General features: G+C 65.1%; 17 protein-coding genes. 10 read left to right on the top strand and 7 right to left on the bottom strand.

Annotation, left to right across the window (positions count from 1 at the left end; genetic code table 11):
* The first annotated feature begins 5 nt into the window (after positions 1-5).
* The 6 genes from ACSQ9E_RS15435 (at position 6) to ACSQ9E_RS15410 (ending at position 6309) form a co-directional block, all read left to right on the top strand.
* Positions 6-560, top strand: coding sequence for a hypothetical protein (locus ACSQ9E_RS15435; protein ID WP_436177987.1), 555 nt, complete (start codon positions 6-8; stop codon positions 558-560).
* On the top strand, positions 557-1435 hold the full coding sequence (locus ACSQ9E_RS15430; RefSeq protein WP_057203432.1) for a hypothetical protein: 879 nt from the start codon (positions 557-559) through the stop codon (positions 1433-1435). The genes ACSQ9E_RS15435 and ACSQ9E_RS15430 overlap by 4 nt, the downstream gene beginning before the upstream one ends.
* Complete coding sequence (locus ACSQ9E_RS15425) at positions 1435-4347, top strand: hypothetical protein (protein ID WP_436218362.1); 2913 nt, start codon at positions 1435-1437, stop codon at positions 4345-4347. The genes ACSQ9E_RS15430 and ACSQ9E_RS15425 overlap by 1 nt, the downstream gene beginning before the upstream one ends.
* Positions 4344-4940 (top strand): hypothetical protein, encoded by a 597-nt coding sequence (locus tag ACSQ9E_RS15420; protein ID WP_157412576.1) that lies wholly within the window; start codon positions 4344-4346, stop codon positions 4938-4940. The genes ACSQ9E_RS15425 and ACSQ9E_RS15420 overlap by 4 nt, the downstream gene beginning before the upstream one ends.
* A 116-nt stretch (positions 4941-5056) precedes the next feature.
* The gene (locus ACSQ9E_RS15415; protein ID WP_436218361.1) at positions 5057-5704 is read left to right on the top strand and encodes a hypothetical protein; all 648 of its coding nucleotides are present in this window, start codon (positions 5057-5059) and stop codon (positions 5702-5704) included.
* Positions 5705-5712: 8 nt separating this feature from the next.
* Entirely contained in the window at positions 5713-6309 is a 597-nt protein-coding gene (locus tag ACSQ9E_RS15410) for a hypothetical protein (RefSeq protein ID WP_305745432.1), read from the top strand.
* Positions 6310-6801: 492 nt separating this feature from the next.
* Here ACSQ9E_RS15410 and ACSQ9E_RS15405 read toward each other — a convergent pair whose 3' ends face one another.
* The 3 genes from ACSQ9E_RS15405 to ACSQ9E_RS15395 form a co-directional block, all read right to left on the bottom strand.
* Positions 6802-7104 (bottom strand): hypothetical protein, encoded by a 303-nt coding sequence (locus ACSQ9E_RS15405; RefSeq protein ID WP_057268261.1) that lies wholly within the window; start codon positions 7102-7104, stop codon positions 6802-6804.
* Positions 7105-7348: 244 nt separating this feature from the next.
* Positions 7349-8848: a M12 family metallo-peptidase gene (locus ACSQ9E_RS15400; protein WP_436218360.1), complete on the bottom strand. Its 1500-nt coding sequence runs from the start codon at positions 8846-8848 to the stop codon at positions 7349-7351.
* Between the two features lie 236 nt (positions 8849-9084).
* Positions 9085-9861: a hypothetical protein gene (locus ACSQ9E_RS15395; protein WP_436177992.1), complete on the bottom strand. Its 777-nt coding sequence runs from the start codon at positions 9859-9861 to the stop codon at positions 9085-9087.
* Positions 9862-10082: 221 nt separating this feature from the next.
* On the opposite strand from ACSQ9E_RS15395, the gene ACSQ9E_RS15390 reads away from it, so the two are divergent.
* On the top strand, positions 10083-10484 hold the full coding sequence (locus ACSQ9E_RS15390) for a hypothetical protein (RefSeq protein WP_057268258.1): 402 nt from the start codon (positions 10083-10085) through the stop codon (positions 10482-10484).
* 119 nt (positions 10485-10603) lie between these two features.
* On the opposite strand, the gene ACSQ9E_RS15385 is transcribed toward ACSQ9E_RS15390, so the two are convergent.
* Positions 10604-11392 carry a hypothetical protein gene (locus tag ACSQ9E_RS15385; protein ID WP_436177993.1) on the bottom strand — a complete coding sequence of 263 codons (789 nt, stop codon included), beginning with the start codon at positions 11390-11392 and terminating at the stop codon, positions 10604-10606.
* A 252-nt stretch (positions 11393-11644) separates the two neighbouring features.
* Positions 11645-12877 carry an NAD(P)/FAD-dependent oxidoreductase gene (locus ACSQ9E_RS15380; protein WP_436218359.1) on the bottom strand — a complete coding sequence of 411 codons (1233 nt, stop codon included), beginning with the start codon at positions 12875-12877 and terminating at the stop codon, positions 11645-11647.
* A gap of 336 nt (positions 12878-13213) precedes the next feature.
* On the opposite strand from ACSQ9E_RS15380, the gene ACSQ9E_RS15375 reads away from it, so the two are divergent.
* The 3 genes from ACSQ9E_RS15375 to ACSQ9E_RS15365 all read left to right on the top strand — a co-directional run bounded on the left by ACSQ9E_RS15375 (position 13214) and on the right by ACSQ9E_RS15365 (position 18000).
* A complete protein-coding gene (locus ACSQ9E_RS15375) occupies positions 13214-15652 on the top strand; it encodes a PAS domain S-box protein (RefSeq protein ID WP_436218358.1) in 2439 nt (812 codons plus the stop codon).
* A 147-nt stretch (positions 15653-15799) separates the two neighbouring features.
* Positions 15800-16225 (top strand): SRPBCC family protein, encoded by a 426-nt coding sequence (locus ACSQ9E_RS15370; RefSeq protein ID WP_436177996.1) that lies wholly within the window; start codon positions 15800-15802, stop codon positions 16223-16225.
* A gap of 116 nt (positions 16226-16341) precedes the next feature.
* A complete protein-coding gene (locus ACSQ9E_RS15365; RefSeq protein ID WP_436218357.1) occupies positions 16342-18000 on the top strand; it encodes a hypothetical protein in 1659 nt (552 codons plus the stop codon).
* A 72-nt stretch (positions 18001-18072) separates the two neighbouring features.
* Here the strand turns inward: ACSQ9E_RS15365 and ACSQ9E_RS15360 are convergent, their stop codons facing one another.
* Both ACSQ9E_RS15360 and ACSQ9E_RS15355 read right to left on the bottom strand, forming a co-directional pair.
* Positions 18073-18396, bottom strand: a complete 324-nt coding sequence (locus tag ACSQ9E_RS15360; RefSeq protein ID WP_157412569.1) for a hypothetical protein — start codon at positions 18394-18396, stop codon at positions 18073-18075.
* Between the two features lie 632 nt (positions 18397-19028).
* Positions 19029-19331 carry a hypothetical protein gene (locus ACSQ9E_RS15355; protein WP_436218356.1) on the bottom strand — a complete coding sequence of 101 codons (303 nt, stop codon included), beginning with the start codon at positions 19329-19331 and terminating at the stop codon, positions 19029-19031.
* Between the last annotated feature and the right edge of the window lie 9 nt (positions 19332-19340).

The following is a 19340-nucleotide window of genomic DNA, read 5'->3' as shown; positions in this document are numbered from 1 at the left end:
CCACCATGAACCTCAACGAAATGGCACAGGGTGCGCCCGCGCACTCGCCCACCACAGGCACGACCGGCGGCAAGACCCCTGCCAGCGCAGAGCAGCAGGCCCAGTTCGACATGCTGCTGGGCCGCGCTCGCCAGTTGCTGGGCGAGTCTGCGGTGGAATGGAAGGGCGCAATGGACATCGACCCTGCCGGCGCAGCGGTGAAGTTCGGCACGCAGACCCTGCGCTTCCTGGCCACGCAGTCCGAAAAGGCCGGCCAGCCCGTGGACCCGGCCGTGCTGCTGCACGTGGGCGTGCAGTTCGTCAAGGACGTGGCCGCCCTGGCCAACGACGCGGGCATGGTGCCGGACGAGCAGCTCGAACCCTTCCTGCAGCAGGTGATGCAGGAGTCCATCGCCGAGTACATGCGCATGGACGCCGAGGATGGGCTGATGCCTGCGCCCGGTGCTCCACCCGGTGGCCAGCCGCTGCCGGCGCCCGGGCCCGCACCCGGACCGCAGGGCCTGAACCTCGCGCAGATGGCGCAGCAGCAACCACAGCCATTGCAAGGGGGTATGCAATGAGCTTCTTCGCCAACCTGTTGGGCGGCACGCTGCAGGGCGTGGGCGGCGGCATGTCGGCCATGGCGGTCGACGATGAGAAACTGCAGGCACAGCGCGCGCTGCTGCAGGACAAGCAGCAGGCCGCGCTGGAGCTGCAACAGCAACGCACGGCCGACCGGCAGTGGCAGCAGGAGCAGACGCGGGTCGGGTCCGCTGGTGGTGCTGGCAGCGGCAAGGGCTTCAACCTGATGGAGGAAGCCGCCCGCGCCCGGACGCCCGAGCAACGGCAGGACCTGGTCAACCGCGTGCGTGCCGTCCATGAAGACGCCGGCCTGCGCCTGGCCGACGTGGGCTTTGGCATGCCCGTGATGAACGCCGTGGCCCCCACGGCCGGCGACTTTGCCCGCTACGACCGGGCCGGCAGCATGGACGCTGCGCCGCCCACCACCACGCTGGAGCGCGCCGCCTACGACCGCGAGAAGGGCGCGCAGGCATTGCAGCGGCTGTACACGCTGTTCCTGGACCCGGGCAAGCTCGACGTGCATGCGCGGGGAGAGCGGCAGTTCGGGCTGAACGACCGGGGGGAGGCCAGTGCCGTGGCCGTGGAGCAGGGCGGCGGCTCTGCCCTCGATGCTGCTGCGGCCTTCCAGCGCAGCAGCGCCGTGCAGCCCGAGCGCCCGAGTGAGCGTCCAAGGCCTGAGCCGGCTTTGCGCCCCACGGCCCCGGTCCAAATCGGAGAGGCCGGCACTGGCTCGCGGGTGGGCGCCAGCACCAGCGCTGGTGCGCGCCGGCCGCTGTCGTCCGCGCCGCAGGACGGAACGGTGGTCCGCGACGCCAGCGGCCAGCGGTACATCGTGCGCAATGGCCGGCCCGAGCCCCTGGCGAAAGCGCAGTGATGGATTGGTCCCGCTTCGAACTGGTGGAGGAGCCAGAGGTTTCCAATGCAGGCATTGATTGGTCTGCGTTCGAGCTGGTGGCGCTGGGGCCTGGCGATGGTAGGCAGGCGACTTCAATGGTGGATATGGAGCCGGCCGCGCGCGCACAGGATGGCCGCAAGGTGGATGACCCGCGCAGGACGGATGCGCCCAGGCAGGCGTCGATCCTGTCGGACGCTGCAGACCAGGCCTACGGCCTGGTGAAAGGTGCTGCCGCAGCAGTGATGCCCTGGATGAGGCCGGCCATCGAGGCGTCCAACGGTCCGCGCCCGGAGTGGAAGAGCGTGCTGGAGGGCCCCGATGTGGTCGGCGCTGCGAGAGGCATGGACCTGGCCGAGGCCGAAAGACTCTCCCGCCGCGACTATGCAGAAGCCGTCGAGCAGCGCCAGCGCATCGCCAATTCGCCACAGATGCGGGCGCCTACGCCCTTGAACAGGGTGCAGGCCTATGCCGAAGCCAACCCCGTCAAGGCCGCCCTCAAGCAGGGCGCGGCGAGTTCGCTGGCGGGGACGCTCAATGTCCCGTCGGTGGCGACTGGGTTGGTCACCGAGGGTGTCAACAAGGTCCTGGTCGATGGCGGCGGCTCTCCCGTATTCGGCCGTGTACCCAACATGCCCTTGGTGGATGACTTGCGCCAGATGAGCGAAGGCTACGCCTCCACCCTGTCGCGCCAAGGCCCGGCGCAAGCCTGGGACAACGGCGAGTTCGGCCGCTGGATGACGGTCCAACTGGCAGGCAACTCCCTGCCTGCAGCGCAGGCTCTCGCGGCCATGATGGTGCCTGGCGCGCAGTCCAGCCTGTCGGCGCCCATGGCGGCCAGCGCGGCTGGATCCGCCTACGCAGAGGGTGACAGTGCGGCGGCCGCCGCGCTCAAGGGAGGGCTGGCGGCCGCCAGCGAGAAGCTGCCGCTGCCTGCGGGGCAAGCGATCAAGGACATGGTGCTCAAGATCCCGCCACCGGTGCGCACCCAGGTGCTGGCCGATGCCGGCAGGCGCCTTCTGGCGACCGGCTCAGAGATCACCACGAAGGGCCTGACCGGGGCCATCCAGGAGTCGGCCAACACCATCGGCAGCAACGCTGTCGACATCCATGTGTCGGGCAAGGACAAGGGCCTGCTCGATGACGCCGGCCGCAGCGCACTTGTCGGGGGCGTCCTTGGCACAGTACCGAGCGGTTCCAAAGGAACCCGGGTGCAGGCTGCACCCCTTCGCCCCGGCCCGGATAGCCCGGTGGGCCACGCGCAGCAAGGCCCACCCGATGCCTACAACCCCGTGCTGGATAACTCGGCGGGCGCTGCAGAGCGCGGCAGTGGGTATGGAGACGACTTGCTCCGGTCCCTGGTGCAAGGCCAGCCGGTGACCCCGGTCGCCTCGGCCGTGCCGCAGGCGGTGGACTCTTCATCCATGGAAAGGAATGCGCAGCCCTTGCCAAGCGGCCATATGGACGAATTGGCGGCACCCGCTGTGCCCGGGGGCGAGGCTGGGACGATCGCGCATCAGACCAGTGCTGAAGTTGCAGATGCACAGCAGGAGATCGTGCCGTACTCGCATGTGGCACTCCCCCAAGGCACTTCCGCGCCCGAGTCGACTGCTGATGCTGCGGTGGAAGCGCCTGTTGGCGCAATGCACCTGTCCGACAAAGGCACGCTGAGCGTGGAAGGAGACCCTTGGCAATTGGACAAGCGACTGCGCGCTGCCGGGGTAGATCAGGTGTGGATGTGGACCGACAGCGTATGGGTAGCACCCGAGCAGGCCGCACGGGCCCAGCAGGTGCTGGCGCAGCCGCAGCCTGGCGCTGCTGCCGATGCGGTAAGGCAGCCGCCACCACCGGTGCAGATGACGATGCGCGAGGGCGGCATGCTCGACGTGGAGGGAGATACCCAGGCGGTGCGCCAGTGGCTTGAGGGCGCGGGCATCCCCAAAGGCGCAATGATGGATGGGCCGGGGAAGGTTGTGGTGACGGCCGGCAGTGTCGAGCGGGCGAAGCAGGCATTGGCAGCACCAGCACCACTCCCAACGGCGCAAACGACTGATCACGAGGACCAGGTTGTGCCAGTGCAGGATGCGCGATCAACCACTGCACGGCCCGCGCCGATGGTGGCAACCAAGCTCGAAACGGGTGCGCTCAAGATCAAGGGCGATCCCAAGAAAATCCTCGCGGTTCTTCGCAACGGTGGAGTTACCAATGTGAAGGTGCGAAAAAAGGAGGTCACGGTCTGGGCCAACGAAGCGGCACTTGCTCAAGAAATACTTGCAGACAACAATCTGGCAGGCGATCCGGCAGGGACTGAAACTGCGACAGCCAACAATGGCGTGAAGGAGTTCGATGGTGCGGGACCTGGAGCTGCAGCTGATGATTTCTCCAACCTCGGCCTTTCGGACCTGGGGTCCAAGTTGGGCGAAGGGGGCACCAAGGATGTATTCGCCTATGGCGAAAAGTACGCCGTTGGCGTCTTGCACTCAGGCCGCATCAGTGAATTGGAAAGCGAGTTGAAACTGCTTGGCCAACTAAAGGAGATGGGCCTTCCCGTCGTTAACGCCAGGGGGCCGATCATGGTAGGTGATCGCCCTGCGCTTGTGTACGATCGATTTGAGGCGGGGACCAAAGATGCGGTCAGAATGGTGCGCAATCAACCAATAGTCGTTGGAGAGTTGGATTATTTAAATAAAAAAAGCATATCGGATTTGACTTTTATTAAAAAGAAGATTGTGGATGCGAGATTGCACATAGAAGATCTACAATTTCTTGTTAGGCGTGATGGTGGTTTGGTAATATCTGATCCTTTGGGGGTAAAAGTTGGGCCTGGCTACAGAAAAAATCTCCAAATGATTGAATTTTTGATAAACTTGGCTCGTGCAGGAAAGAAAAAATGACTAACAAAGAGTTTCCCGCTTCAATGACCCCTCTTCAGTCGGTTTCACTGCTTCGCAGTTTTTTGGGGAAAGAGCTTGTTTCATTTACAAGATACAGTTTGTTTTCCAAAGAGGAAGCGGCCGCCGAAATAGAGAAACCTGTTTCACTTGTTTTTGAAGGGACAGAAGGGCCTGTGGGTCTCAATTTTGAAGGAGCCGGAACTCTTGGGGTTGGAGAGGACGATAGCCTGAATAGCGCAATCGTCTGGCTTGACAGGGACAAGGATGGACAGCCCGATTTCAGTCCGATGGACGAGAGTGTAAGCGTATTTTTTCCGATCGAAGCTTCAGATCCTGTTTTTTCACGAACGCAATGGAGTGAATTTATAGGGGATCGATTGATTGGGATGTCAATAATAAAGGAAAATCCGATAAATCCTCGGCTGTATAATCGGCCGTGTGAGATTGCTTTGTGCTTGAATTGGCAAAAAAATGGCAAATTTGCGGCAATCCTCGGCGGGCACGGGGATGACTATTGGGAATGCAAGCTGATGCTATGGAATGCAGTGCAGCCCAAGTTGAACTCCCGATTCTATGAAGTACCTTTGCTGTAATTTCAGTTGGGAGCCTCTAAAAACCGCTGCTTTCAGCCAGTCACAGGCGCAGGCGGCTTGAGCGCTTCGGATTAGCTCATTTTTTAAGCAATTCCCCCCTTTTTTTTGGGCATTTCTTGCCCACAGATGACTTCACAATACACGCACTTGCAGACAACAATCTGGCAGGCGATCCGGCAGGGACTGAAACTGCGCCAACCAGCAATGGCATGAAGGAGTTCGATGGTGCGGGACCTGGAGCTGCAGCTGATGATTTCTCCAACCTGGGCCTTTCGGACCTGGGGCCCAAGCTGGGCGAAGGGGGCACCAAGGATGTATTCGCCTTTGGCGAAAAGTACGCCGTTGGCGTCTTGCACTCAGGCCGCATCAGTGAATTGGAAAGCGAGTTGAAACTGCTTGGCCAACTAAAGGAGATGGGCCTTCCCGTCGTTAACGCCAGGGGGCCGATCATGGTAGGTGATCGCCCTGCGCTTGTGTACGATCGATTTGAGGCGGGGACCAAAGATGCGGTCAGAATGGTGGATGGCCATGCGACGGTTGTCGGCGATCTAAGTTTGTTGAATAAGCGAAGTATTTCTGATTTGATACTCATCAGAGGAAAAATTGAAGGGGCCAAGTTGCATATATCCGATCTGCAGTTTCTTGTGGGAAAAGATGGTGGTATTGTGATATCTGACCCATTAAGGCTTGCGGTGGGTGGTGTGGGTTATCGAAAAAACATAAAGATGATCGATTATTTGGTAAAATTGGCCGAAGGAAAATAGGGATTTTAATGATTGACCAATATAAAGATCAACCGACGCCATCTCAATCTATTCCTCTTCTCCGAACTTTCTTGGGGCGCAAGCTGATTTCATTCACGAGATACAGCATATTTCCCAAGGAAGAGGCGGGAGCCGAAATGGAAGAGTCGCCTTCGCGTGTTTTTGAAGGGACTGAAGGGCCGCTGGGTCTCACGTTCGAAGGAGCCGGAATCCTCGGGGTTGGGGAGGATGACAGCCTTAATAGTGCGATTGTTTGGCTTGACAGTGACAGAAATAGGCGGCTTGGCGCCACGCCGATGAGCGAAAAGGAGGGTGTGCTTTTTCCAATTGAAGCATCGGATCCGGTCTTTTCGCAAGCGAAATGGCGCGATTTTGTCGGTGATCAATTGATTGGCATGTCCATCATCAAGGAAAATCCGATTAATCCTCGACTGGAGAATCGGCCGTGCGAGGTTGCTCTGTGCTTGAGCTGGCAAAAAAATGGCAAGCTTGCAGCGATACTGGGAGGGCAAGGCGATGACTATTGGGGGTCCAACAAGCTGATGCTATGGAATGCAGTGCAGCCCAAGTTGAACTCCCGATTCTACGAAGTGCCTTTGCTGTAGCTTCAGTTGGTAGGTACGCTTTTGCCGAGCCATGGGGGCATCTTTCAATACCCTCAGCTTCCAGCCAACAGCTGAACAGTCGCGCTCTCTGCAGACGCAGATGGCCTGATCCAGCCCTTCATTCGCGCGCTGCAAGCCCAAGATGGTTGCCGGCAGCCCGGGGCGCTTGGATTGCCCTGCCCCGCTTTGGAGGCTGGCGCCTATCGGCTGCGCAGCAGTGCGCTTCGGTTGCCAACGAGTTGTATGCAGAGCTGCAAAAACTGCCCACGCAGCACGCGAAAGCACGGCTGGATCAAGTCGCATCCGCGCCGAAAGTGATGTTTGTTCAGCTGCTGGCGGGAAGTCGGGGTATTGAGAGGTTCCCTATCCGGAGTAGCTCGGCTGGCCGCTTTGTTCACTGCAACGGCGGAGTGTCCAGGGGCGGTGCGATCAGGCCCTGCCAGGTGCCGGCAGGCCCGGTGGGCTGACCAGTGGCGGGGCGGGCGGGGCGCCTTACGCCGCCAGGGGGCGTGCGGTCTGCCAGTCGCTGTGCGACATGCGCAGGGCGTTGGACACGGTGATGTCCAGGCGGCGGGCCCAGGAGTCGAGGTCGTGCCGTTGGGCGGTGTCGTGCCGCTCGTTCCAGCTGAGCTCGGCCACCAGGCGGTCGGGCAGGTCGAGCACCGTGCGGAATGCGCGGTCATTGGCCATCAGTGTCCAGTTGAGCAGCACGGCCTGGGCGTCTGTGGAGGCGGATACGCTGGGCGCAAACCTGCAGACGCCGGAGCGGGTGAATTCGAAGAGTGCGGTAATCACGTTGGGAATGCCCCAGTCACTGGGTTGGCCAGGTGTTGTGCGCCCGGGACCTTGGCACCAGCGGGGAGTTGTTCTCCGGGGCCTGCAGTCGCCGGGGGCGAACATGGCTGCCCTTGGCAAAAAATGGCTTGCCAAGGAGCATCGAACGTGATTCAAACGCAAATTTCTGGCGGGCGGTATCCCCCAAAGGTAGGGCTGCGCCAAGGCCGTGGATGCGCAGGCCGTCCCTGCGCATCCGTTCGGTTCAGATGTATTCCAGCCCCACCTGGCTCAGCCCCACCAGATTGATCTTGCTGGCCGTGAGGTCCGAGCTGGCCACGGCCCAGGTCAGCGATGCGCCGGTGTAGCTGCCCGATTGGAGCAGGCCTGCCAGGTTCTGCACGGTGGCGGCATCGGCCGCAGTGCCGAACAGGTTGGCGTACAGCAGGGCCACCACCTGCTGGGGCGTAGCGGAGGGGCCGGCCACGGCGGCCAGGGCCAGTTCTGCCAGTTGCTGGGGCGTGGCACCCGATTCGTCCACGGCCTTGATCACGGCGCCCACCAGGCCCTTGTTCTTCAGCGCGTCGGAGCCCAGCAAGGTGCTGATGAGGCGCGCGGCGGTGCCGGCAGCGCCGTTCAGGTCCAGCGCCACGGAGTGGTCTGCAAAGCGCACGCGCTCGATCTGCTGCAGGGTGTCGATGCCGTCGAGGCCGGTGCCCTTGTCGTTGAGCAGCCAGTTGCCACCCGACAGCGGCTGCAGCGTGTACTGCCCACGGTTGCCGTGGGCCACCAGCGTATCCACGCCCGCACCGCCGTTGAAGGTCTCGGTGGCGGGCTTGCTGTTGAACAGGTCGGCATCGCCCGTGCCCTGGTTGCCCGTGGGCAGGTTGGGATTGGTGGGCGTAGGTGTTGGTGCGGGCGTGGGCTTGGTGGGGGTGGTTGGGGCCGTGGGCGTTGTCGGTGTTGTGGGCGCAGGGGCGGGTGTTGGGCTCGGCGTTGGAGCGGGTGTGGGTGCCGGTGCCGGGGCGGGGGAAGGTGCCGGGGCGGGCGCTGCATCGAAGGTCAGCGTCGGGCCCTTGGTCGAGTTGAACCCGTAGGTGCCGCCCAGGCCGTCGCGGCCATACAGCCAGTCGAGCGCCAGCAGGTCGTAGCTCTGGAAGGTGGTCTTGTTCGGACCGGCATGCGTGTACGACATGACGGTGTTGTTGGTGTTGTCCTGCGCCGAGGGCAGGGGGTGCGAGGAGTCGAAGGGGTGCGACAGGCCCAGCGCATGCCCCACTTCGTGCAGCAGCACCTCGTAGCCCGAGCCGCCGGCCGTGGGGTTGTTGTTGATGCCGGCGTGCTCCACATTGTCCAGGTACACCACGGCCTCGATGTTCAGCGAGGTCAACACCTGGCCTGGGACGGTGTAGCCGTAGCTGTAGCCCGACGATGCCAGGCCTGCAGTGGAGGGGCCTTGCAGGTTGGTGGCGGCAAAGTGCAGGTCGGCCTGCGCGGAAGTGGCCACCTCGGCGAAGGTGATGCCGGTGACGCTGGATGCATATGCCAGGATCTGCTTTGCGGACTGCTTTTGCGCGGCGTTGAAGGCGGTGACCGGGCTACCCGTCTTGGCCGCCTCGCTGCCAGCGCCTGCGTCAAAGGTGTAGTAGATCACCTTGCGGCCGTCGGGCCAGAAGTTCCACACCGGAGTGCCCCCCAGCAAGGCATCGGCCTGCGGGTTGCCGGAAAAACGCATGTTCTGCAGGTCGGAGACGGTAACGGCCATGGTGTGTGTATCTGTTGGCGGTGGATCGGGAGAGCGCCCGGCGCGTGGCCCGAGCGACCGGCGAATCTATCACCGGGGTGGGGCGCGCACTGTGGCGTGAAACCAAATGTCACGACATGGCGCTGCGCGCCGACGGGCGGTATCGGGGAGGCGCTGGACGGCGCACTGCAGGCGCTTCGCCCCCGGTGGGGCTCAGCCGCGCGCGAGATGCCTTGAGAGAAGGGAGAAGGGCGCTATCAGCGCCTTGCGCAGACGAAGATGTGCGAGGCGCTGAAGTCGTTGGCCTGGTAGGCGAGCGCGAGTGGGTAGCGGGCGGCTGCCGTCGTATCCAGCGACACCAGGTACAGCGGGAAGTCGCGGTTGGCGTAGATGCGGTCGCCGCTGCTGCCCAGGCCGTCGAAAGGCACGCTGATGCTGGGCACCGCAATGGCGGGCATGCGGGATGTGTCCACCACCGCCTGGGCGGCTGTGAAGGTGGCGGTGGCGTTGTAGGTGGCGCCCGTGTTGCTGGAGCACAGGTAGGCGCCGCTGTAGGCCGCATAGGGATCGCCCGCCACGGGCGGGATAGGGTACTCCGCCAGGGTGGCCACCTGGCGGTAGCGGCCGCTGGCCAGCATCTCCCAGAAGTCGGTGCCATAGCCCACGAAGATGGCGCCACCCAGCTGTGCGCGGGTGTTCCAGTTGCTGACGGCGATGGTCTCGGTCGCCTGGCGGATGGTGCGGTACTCGGGGATCTCGCCGCCCGTGTAGGGCACGAAGCCACGCGCCTCGGACAGCAGGTAGAACTGCCCGTTGTGCAGCAGCACGAAGTACAGCTTGCCCTGGCCCAGGAACCGGGCCTCGGTGTTGACGCTGACGGCGAAATTCAGGGCCTGCGTGGTGCCGCTGATGGTGGTGGCCACCGTGGTGATCTGGCCGAAGGCGGGCGCGGCGACCAAGCCCAGTGCCAGTGCGGCGCCTGCGAGGAGGTTGCGCAAGTTACTCAGGGTACTTGGGGGCTCGGTGGTGGGCATGGCGATGTCCGGTTACAGCGCATTCAACGCGGTGGCGTTGAATGCGGTTTACGTGGATACGGACGCGCTGCCGCTGCTGCAGCAGCAGGCGCGCGCAGTGCATTTTGCGCCCCGTCTGGGCCGCGGGGCACGCGGTGGGCGCATACTGTTACGTTGGATACGTGCCCACACCGCCTGCGCGCTGTTGCCGTTGCCATTCCTCAGCCCAGCCGACCGCCACCATGCCCTCAACAACCCCCACCCCTACCCGCCTGCCCACCCCGTTCGAGTCGCTCGCCGGCGTTGCCAAGTTCCTGGGCACCGAAGAGATGAGCCCGGCCTTCCACGCGCGGCATGCGCAGGCCATCGATGGGGCCTGCGCTTTTCTGCAGGAGCTGGTGCGCGAGCACCCGTCGCTGGACATGGCGTTCAACGCGGCGCTGCCACTGCCGGTGGTGGATGGGGGCAAGCTGGTACTGCAGGCGCTGTCGTCCATCCAGTTCGCCGAACAGAAGCTGCACTGGTTCGACAGCCAGATGAACACCGCACTGCGCGCCCTGGCGCCCGTGGTGCGCGACCCCGCGTTGCCCACTTGGATGGCGGAGTGCCGCTGGGCGGTGGATGGGGCGGCGGTGAATGTGTAATCTGTGACGGGATGTGCTGGATGGCCCGGCTCGCTTGCAAAAGAAGCACCGAGGCTGCCAGCGTGTTCTCGCGGCGGTGATTGCCGCAGGGCACTCTTGCTTGCGTTTGCCGCGCCGTCTCAGCGTTTGGTGCAGACGTAAACAATCTGGCTGCTGTAGGCGTTCGATTGGTAGCCGATCGCCAAGCTGTAAGGCCCCCCGGACGGATTGAGCATGACCAGCTTGAGCGGCAGGCTCGTGCTGCTGTAGGTCCTGTAACCGGGCTGGCTGACGATGGTGCTCAGCGAAAGGTTGTACGAGTACACCGGAATCGTCGTCAGCCGGGTGGTGTCGATCACCGTGTTGCTGGCGGTGAACGTGGCGGTGACGGTGCCCGAGCGGCCATAGTCGTCGTAGCACATATAGGTGCCGTTGTGCACCGCATAGGGGTTGGTGGTCACCGGGGGCGTTGGGGTCGGTGTGGGCGTCGGCGCCGGCGCAGGCGCCGCCGGCAGCGTTGCCACCAGCTTGAACCTGCCGTTGTTGACCATGTCCATCACGTCGGTGCCAAAGCCCACGAAGATCGAGGCACCGGCCTGGGCCGTGGTGTTCCAGCCCTGCACGGTGATGGTCTCGGTGGCCTGGGAGATGGTGCGGTATTCCGGCGGTTCGCCACCCGTGTAAGGGACGAAGCCACGTGTCTCCGACAGCGCGTAGATCTGCGAGCCGTGCAGCATTACGAAATACAGCTTGCCGCGGCCCACGTACTGGGCTTCGGGCGTGACGCGGGCAACCAGGGTGTAAGCGCTCGATGGGCCGCTGGCCGTGGCCGATGCGGTGATGTCGGCCCATGCGGGGCTGGCGGCACCCAGGCTGGCGACGATGGCGGTGGCGGCGGCAATTTTCTTGAGCGTGCAGGTAAGGCGCATGTCGGTGATGGATCGAAGTTGAGCCGGCGTGGGATTCTTGGGGTTGTGGTGGCCGGCAGAGGGTGACAAGGAAAACGCGCACAAAGCGCATGTGTCCACATGGACACACTTGTATCCATTGGTTTCTTGATTTCAAAGCAATGGAGCGATCACCACAATCGCCAATATGGGTGATGCCAGCAGGGTTTACCGCCAAACGCCCTGCAGCGCGGGGCGAGGGGCGGGACCGCGCCCCGTGCGCGGACTGCGCTGTTACAAAAACCGCTGCGCCAAATACGGCGCCGGGTCCACGAACGGCGCCTCGCCGCTGATCAGCTCGGCCACCAGGCGGCCGGTGACGGGCCCCAGGGTGAAGCCCTGGTGCGCGTGGCCGAAGTTGAACCACAGGCCCGCATGGCGCGGCGCGGGGCCGAGCACGGGTTTCATGTCGGCGGTGCAGGGGCGGGCGCCCAGCCAGGGCGTGGCCTCCACGGGCTCGCCCAGGGGCAGCAGTTCGCGCGTGGAGATCTCCGCGCGGCGCAGCTGCACGGGGGTGGCGGGTGCATCCAGCAGGGCGAACTCGGCCCCGGTGGTCAGGCGCAGGCCGCGCGCCATGGGGGCCAGCATCACGCCGCGTTCGATGTCCAGCGCGGGCATGGTCAGCGTGGGCCCGCCGGCAAAGTGCCGGTGGTAGCCGCGCTTGCTGAACAGGGGCAGGCGGTAGCCCAGGCGCGTGGTGAGCGCGCCGGCCCAGGGGCCCAGGGCAATGACGGCGTGCTGCGCGCAGATGCTGCCAGAGTCCACCTGCACGGCCCAGCCGCTGCCTTGCTGGCGCAACGTCAGCGCGTCACCGGTGGCCAGTTGCCCGCCGCGCTGCACAAACAGCCGCGCGTAGCGCGCCACCAGCTCGCCGGGGTCGCGCACGGTCCAGGGATCTTGCCAGTGCACGGCGCCGGCCAGCGGCATCTGCAGCACCGGCTGCGCGGCGGCCAGGGCGGCCGTGCCGAGCACCTGGCAGGTCAGGTGGTGCGATGCGGCGACGGCGGTGGCCTGCTTTGCCGCAGCGTCGAACGCCGGGCCGCTGCGGTACAGCTGCAGCCAGCCATCCTTGTGCACCAGGTCGCTGGCGCCGGCCTGCTCGATCCAGCCGCGGTGCTCGGTGGTGCAGTGCTCGATCAGGCGGCTGTAGGCCTGCGCGATGGGCGCGTAGCGCGCAGGGGCCGATGCGGCCCAGTAGCTGAACAACTGCGGTGCCAGGCGCAGCAGGGCCCCCCAGTGGTAGTGGGCGTCGTTGCTCAAACCGGTGGCCACACGCGCCAGCGTGGCGATGCTGCGCGGAAAGGCGTAGGGCTGCACGGCCTCGCGCTGGATGATGCCGGCATTGCCGTACGAGGTCTCGCGGCCAGGCGCCTGGCGGTCGACGAGGGTCACGGCGTGGCCGCGCTGCTGCAGCGCCAGGGCGGTGCTGACGCCGACGATGCCGGCGCCGAGAACAAGGGTTTCCATGGGGGTGATTATTGCGGCGGCGGACAGGGATGGGCAGGGCCGAACGGTCGGGCTGAAGGCACCGATTGTGCCGGCCCCCAACGCATGCCGAGCCCGGCTGGGGCGCCATTTTTCGACGACTGGATTGCCGGATTGGCAATCCAACTGCACACTGGTGGCGCGGGAGACGAGGGCGCTGCAGGGTGCACGTGGGCGCTGTCCTACAGGGCCCGGGGGCAAGACCGGTTAGGGTTTGGGCAGGGAGCGAGGGCAGCCCTGCGGTGGACCGCCGCTGCTGCCTGCATGGCAAAGCACAAGAACAGAACCCGGGATGCACGCCGGGGTTGGAGGGCGCATATGAGAACAGCTCCGGTGGTGATGAGAGGCCGATGCGCTTGCCGCCGCGTCGAGTACGCGGTGCATGCCCTGGAGCTGGAGGCCGCCGTGTGCTACTGCGAGAGCTGCCGCCGGGCGTCTGGCGGGGCCGGCATGGCGTGGCTGGAGGGCGAGCGTGCCACCTTGCGCACCTACGGCGCCCTGCACACCTGGCAATCGTCCGAGCACGCGGTGCGCCTGCTGTGCCCGCAGTGCGGCAGCCAGCTGTTCCGGCTGGAGGAGGGCCGGCCCGACGTGGTCGAGGTGGCGGTGGGCACGCTCGACGACCCGGGCGCGATCCGCAGCACGCGCAGCGCCTTTGCCAGCCAGCGCCCCCGCTGGGACCTGCGCGAGCCGCTGGGCAGCGACCCGCATGCGCGGGCGCCAGGCTCCCTGGCCCCGGGCCTGCCAGGCAGTACGCACACCTTGCCGACCCGGTCGGCAAGCGACGAGGCACTGCAAAGCATGCTGGTCAGCACGCAGGACGCCTTCATCAGCATCGACCCCGGCGGCTTCATCACCGAGTGGAACCACCAGGCGCAGGCGACGCTGGGCTGGAGCCACGACGAAGCCATGGGGCGCCCGATGCACGAGCTCATCATCCCGCCCGAGCTGCGCAGCGCCCACCTCTATGGCATGGCCCGGCTGCAGCGCACGGGCGAGGGCCCCATGCTGCGCCGCCGCTTCGAGCTGCAGGCGCTGCACAAGGACGGACACCGCCTGCCCGTGGAGCTGTCCATCGCCCCGCTGCGCATGAATGGGGGCATCGGCGCCACCGGGTTCATCCGCGAAGCCAGCCACCGCCACACCGCCGAGCGCCAGCTGCAGGCCAACCAGGCCCTGCTGCAGCGCATGGGCGAGCTGGCGCTGGTGGGCCCCTGGACGGTGGACCTGCACACCAACGAGGTCCACTGGTCGCCCATGGTGCGAGGCATCCATGGCGTGGACGATGCCTTCGTGCCCACGCTGCCCGGCGTGGTCGGCTTCTACGAGGACGGCGCGCAGGAGCGGCTCATCGCCGCCTTTGAAAAAGGCATCGCCACCGGCGAGAAGTGGGAGATCGAAGCCCCGCTGCGCCGGCCCGACGGCACGCGCGTCTGGGCGCGCGCCATCGGCAACACCGAATACGATGAGCTGGGAGCCCCGGTGCGCGTGGTGGGTGCGCTGCAGGACATCACCGACCGCAAGCGGGCCGAGGAGTCGCTGCACATGCTCAGCCAGATCCTGGAGGCCACGCCCGACTTCGTGGTGCAGGCCGACGCTGAAGGGCGCGTGACCTACATGAACCCGGCTGCGCGCCAGGCCCAGGGCTATGGCGCGGGCTACGACGTCACGCAGCACCGCTTCACCGACTTCAACACGCCCGAAACCACCCGGCGCTACCGCGATGAGGTCATGCCGTCGGTGATCAAGACCGGGGTGTGGATGGGCGAAAGCACGGTGCTGGTGGCCGGCCAGCCGATTGCGGTGGACCATTCGGTGCTGTCCCACCGCGACGCCGATGGCCGGGTGGTGCGCTACACGGCCGTGATGCGCGACATCTCGGCGCAGCAGCGCTCGCGTGCCGACCTGTTTCGCCAGCAGCGCACCCTGAGTTCGATTGCCGAGGCCATTCCCGACGTGATTGCCGTGGTGGACCGCGAAGGCCGCTACGAGTTCGTCAACTCCGCGTTCGAAAAGCTCGTGGGCCCCACGCGCGCAGAGATCGTGGGCCGGCGCATCGGCGAGGTGGTGCCGCTGGCCGAGCTGCGCGACAGCATGGGCTTCATCGACAAGGCGCTGGCCGGCGAGCCCACCGCCTTCGAGCTGGTGCTGCAGCTGCGCGGGCGCCCGAGGAACATGGCCATCAGCCTGGTGCCCCGCCAGTCCGAGAGCGGCCAGCCCGATGGCTTCATCGCCGTGCTGGACGACGTGACCATCCACCGCCAGCGCGAGTCGCGCCTCATCGGCCTGAGCGAGCGCGATGCGCTCACCGGCCTGGTGAACCGGCAGGGCCTGCAGGCGCACCTGCAGCGCATCCCCCTGGCCGAAGCACACGGCGTGGCCATGCTGTACGTGGACCTGGACCGCTTCAAGCCCGTCAACGACACCTGGGGCCACCCGGTGGGCGACCAACTGCTGCAGGCGGTGGCCGCGCGCTTCATCGCCCTGGTGCGGCCCCTGGACCTGGTGGCGCGCGTGGGCGGCGACGAGTTCGTGGTGGTGCTGGGCGGCATGCCCGGCCAGGCAGCAGCCGAGCAGGTGGCCGACAAGCTGGTGGCCGCCGCCGGCCAGCCCTTTGACCTGGGCGGGCGCAGGGTGCACATCGGCGCCAGCGTCGGCGTGGCCTTTGCGGGCGACGACGGCTGGCGCGGCCTCATGGAGCGTGCAGACGCCTCGCTCTACCGCGCCAAGGCGGCCGGGCGGGGGCGGCGTGCTTGATCCCTGGCACCGGAACCCAGGGTCGCCGCCATTCGCCCTGGCGCGCCTTCGTGTGCCTCTGTGCGACTCTGTGCGCGGCACACCTGCCAGAGCCGTTAGAGTCTGGGGCTTCGTTGAATCATCGGTAAGCCCTACAGGAGTCCCCGCATGCAAGTGGAAAGCCGAGTCACCGTCTCCGTGCCGCCCGAGAAGATATTCGCCATCTACGCGGATGTAGGCAACTGGAAAACCTGGGACCCGGATACCAAGGACTCATCGATTGACGGCCCCTTCCAGACCGGGAGCAAGGGCCGGATCACGCCGCCCAAGGGGATGGCGGTCCCCATGGATTTCATCTCCGTGGTGCCCAACCAATCGTTCACCGTCGAGTCCCGGATTCCCCTCTTTCGCATGCTGTTCGAGCACGAGCTCCACCCCACGGCGGCAGGCACCGAAGTCGTCCACCGAGTGATTTTTTCCGGTGCACTGTCTTTTGTGCTCGGCCCCATCGTCGGCAACCCGTTGCGCACCGGGCTTCCTATCACCCTGGCATCGCTCAAACGGCTGGCCGAGAGTGGCCGCGTCGCGGCCTGATGACGATCTGCCTTCGTTCACCCGCTGAACGGGGCACTCGACGGCTGCGCGAGCAACCCATCCCCCGCAGTTTTGGGTAGCATCGACTTTGCCGGGCTCCCCACGAAAGGCCACCCATGTCCGCTGAGTCCCACCCCGCCTGCGTGCGGGAGTTTCGCCAGGTCCTGCTGTGGCCCCTGCGCCTGATGCCGGTGCGGGGCTCCGAGGGCCAGCACGCCAAGCCCTGGCAACTGCTGGCGGACATGGGCGAGGAGGCCTCGCCCTGGCGCGAGGTGGTGGACGAATTCACGGGCGACAGCAGCCGTTTTCACGAACGCCACTACAACGAGTTCGTGACCTTTTTGCCCTATGTGCAGCGCTTCCTGTATGGCGAAGGGCGCAGCCGGGAAGGCGCCCGCGCCACCGGCTCGCCGATGCGGGTGTTCCGGCGCAGCGACGTCAGCGCCGTGCGGGCGGTGCTGCGCCCCGGCGATGCGCCGATCACGCTCGACATCGTGCATGTGGACCTGTACTTTTTTCTCGACCTGGACCTGGTGCTGCTCAATGTCGAGGTCAGCGTCCGCGACCTGGCGCTGGCCCAAGCGCAGGAGCTGCTGTACCGCTTCGGCCGTGGCTACCCCGCCGGCTGGGATGCAGAGGGCCATGCCCAGCACTGCCTGTACAGCGCCGAGTGGCTTGACGCCGCCGGGCAGGTGCTGGCCGCGTCCGACGCCAACCAGCGCGACCTCTTCATGGCACACGTCAGCAGCCACCGCGCCCCGCGCATCTCGGCCCACTGGGCCTGGCTGCTGGAGCCGCTGGTGAGCGACCATTCCGAACGCAGCGGGTCCCTGCGCTACCGCCAGATCGAGTACTACCGCATGCCGCAGCTGGCCTTTCTGGCGCTGGACGACCCGCGCGCGCTCAGCCGCAGCGACTTCATCCGCTTCGGCCTGGTCACGGGGGCGGCCCCGCCCAGCGACGACGACACCTGCCTGCCTTATTCCGAAGAGCACCTGGCCGACTTTGAAAAGCGGTTCTGCTACGACCGCTTCTGGAGCAGCAGCGGTGCCGCCCCCAACACGCGCTATCTTTGCAGCGGCCACTCGCTGCTGGTGCTGGGCAATGCCGGCAGCCCGTTCTACGTCTGCCGCGACCGGGGCGTGCTGGCGCAGTTCCGGCACCAGCACTTCCTGCTGTTTTTGATCGCGCACTTCCAGAAGGCGGCGCTGCTGATGTTCTCGGACCGGCTGGCCGAGGCCCTGAAAGACCTGGACATTGCCGACGCCGCCAGCGTGCGCCGCTTCAAGCGCACCATCCGCGACAGCTTTGCCGGTTTTCTGCGCTTCACGCACCGCTACTGGTTCCACGAAGTGTCCGAACAGGCCCAGGTGCGCGCCCTGTTCCGCATGTGTGCCAACCACCTCGGGCTCGACCCGCTGTACACCGAGGTCAAGGAGCGCATCGGCGAGATGAACCAGTACCTGGACGCCGACAGCCTGCGCCGCCAGGCCAACACCGTTGTGCGGCTCACGGTCGTCACCATCTTCGGCCTGATCGGCACCGTGACCACGGGCTTCCTGGGCATGAACCTGCTGGCCGAGGCCGACGCGTCTTTGGGCCGCAAGCTGGGCATCTTCGCCCTCGTGTTCGTGCTGACCACCGCGCTGACCATCTACACCATGGTCAAGTCCAAGCGCCTGTCGGACTTTCTCGACGTGCTCTCGGACGAACGCGCCACAGCCTGGCAGAAATTCAAGGCGCTGGGGCTGGTGTGGCGGCGTGCGGGGGGTTGAGGAGGGCGGGTAAGCGGTACGCCATGGGCCGCAGCCGTTGAACGGCCGGCAGGCAAAGCTGCTCTGGCGAATCTACCCGTTCACCGACAAGGGCCTGGCTGCCGGCAAGCTCGACGCGCTCGGCGATTCCAAGTCCCACAAGAGTGGCCCGGGGTGCCGCGGGCCCTCCTTGGCCCGCCCCTCCACGGCGCGCTCCGCCAGCAGTTGCTCTGGCTGGTTGTGCGGTGCCCGCAGAGTATCCATCGTCGGGCTGGGCGGGCTCGTGGAGGTAAAAGCGGCCACTGCCGTGACTTGAGGTATCTGCGGCAGTTCTGTCAGGGCCAAAGTCGCCCCGTCCACCGCGTCCTGTTCGTCCGACTCCCAGATCAACGGCCCGCCCGGATCGTAGTAATCCATGCGTGTCTCCGACTCGCGCACTGACAGGAGCGACCGGTTCTGGTGAGGCGGAATCCGTGTCATGCCGGTCAACGGATGGGGCAGGGCGGGTGGGGACGTCGTCATCACGGAAAGTGTAGCGGGAATGCCCCTGGCGATCCCCAGTATGGGGCCCGGATCCTCGTTCACCAGATGTGTCGCGCACGGGCCTTCGCGCAGTAGTCCCGTCGCTATTTGCAGACACCGATGCATGACCTGCCGACTGGCCTGATGGCGCCAGAGCGCGCGATGGGCGAAGCAAGACCCGTTGTGTCAGTGCCGCCTGGTCCACGGGGACCAGGGTCACGCCCGCGAATGGCTCGGCACCGCGCACGCCGCCGGCCTGCAGGTGCGCCAGGATGGTGGCCTGGTCGCCGCCGACGACGAGCATGCCGGAGTCCAGGGCCTGGACCTGTGCGTCTATGGGGGCGGTGGCCGGGCCTGGGGCGCTGTTGCAGGTGCGCTTGCGGGAAGTGGGTTTGTTCAGGACGGTAAGTGGCTCGCCGACCTTAACCCATTACAACTACCAATCGAACAAATTTGGATGGGCTCGCGGCGTTGCTCTTTAAATTTGAGACCGCCGGGTCATTCCGCTGACGCCGGCGTACCATATTTCAGGATGCAGGAGGGCTCTTTCTCCATTCGGATTTATAAGACTCCTTCAGCCACAAATTTATATCTTCCCCTCCTTTGACTACATACTCCATAAAAGACATCGTGTTTCCAAGGTCGCCATTCCAGCCGAGAAGGAATAGTATGAATTTGTTGGTGTAAACACTGCCCATGGGCATGATTTTTCGTACTTCGTCAATATGATGATTGTATAGATCAAGGTAATCGCTGCAGCTACCCCCTTCTTGGGATATATCTCTTCCAAGGGCCGCCCCCAGAATCTCTATGGTATTCGTATTGGTCATGATGTTTTC

This window comes from Acidovorax sp. LjRoot118 (assembly GCF_964253575.1).
In the GTDB taxonomy this organism is placed as follows: Bacteria; Pseudomonadota; Gammaproteobacteria; order Burkholderiales; family Burkholderiaceae_C; genus Acidovorax.
The sequence above is the reverse complement of the archived record's forward strand: the minus strand, read 5'-3'. Positions and strand labels throughout refer to the sequence as shown.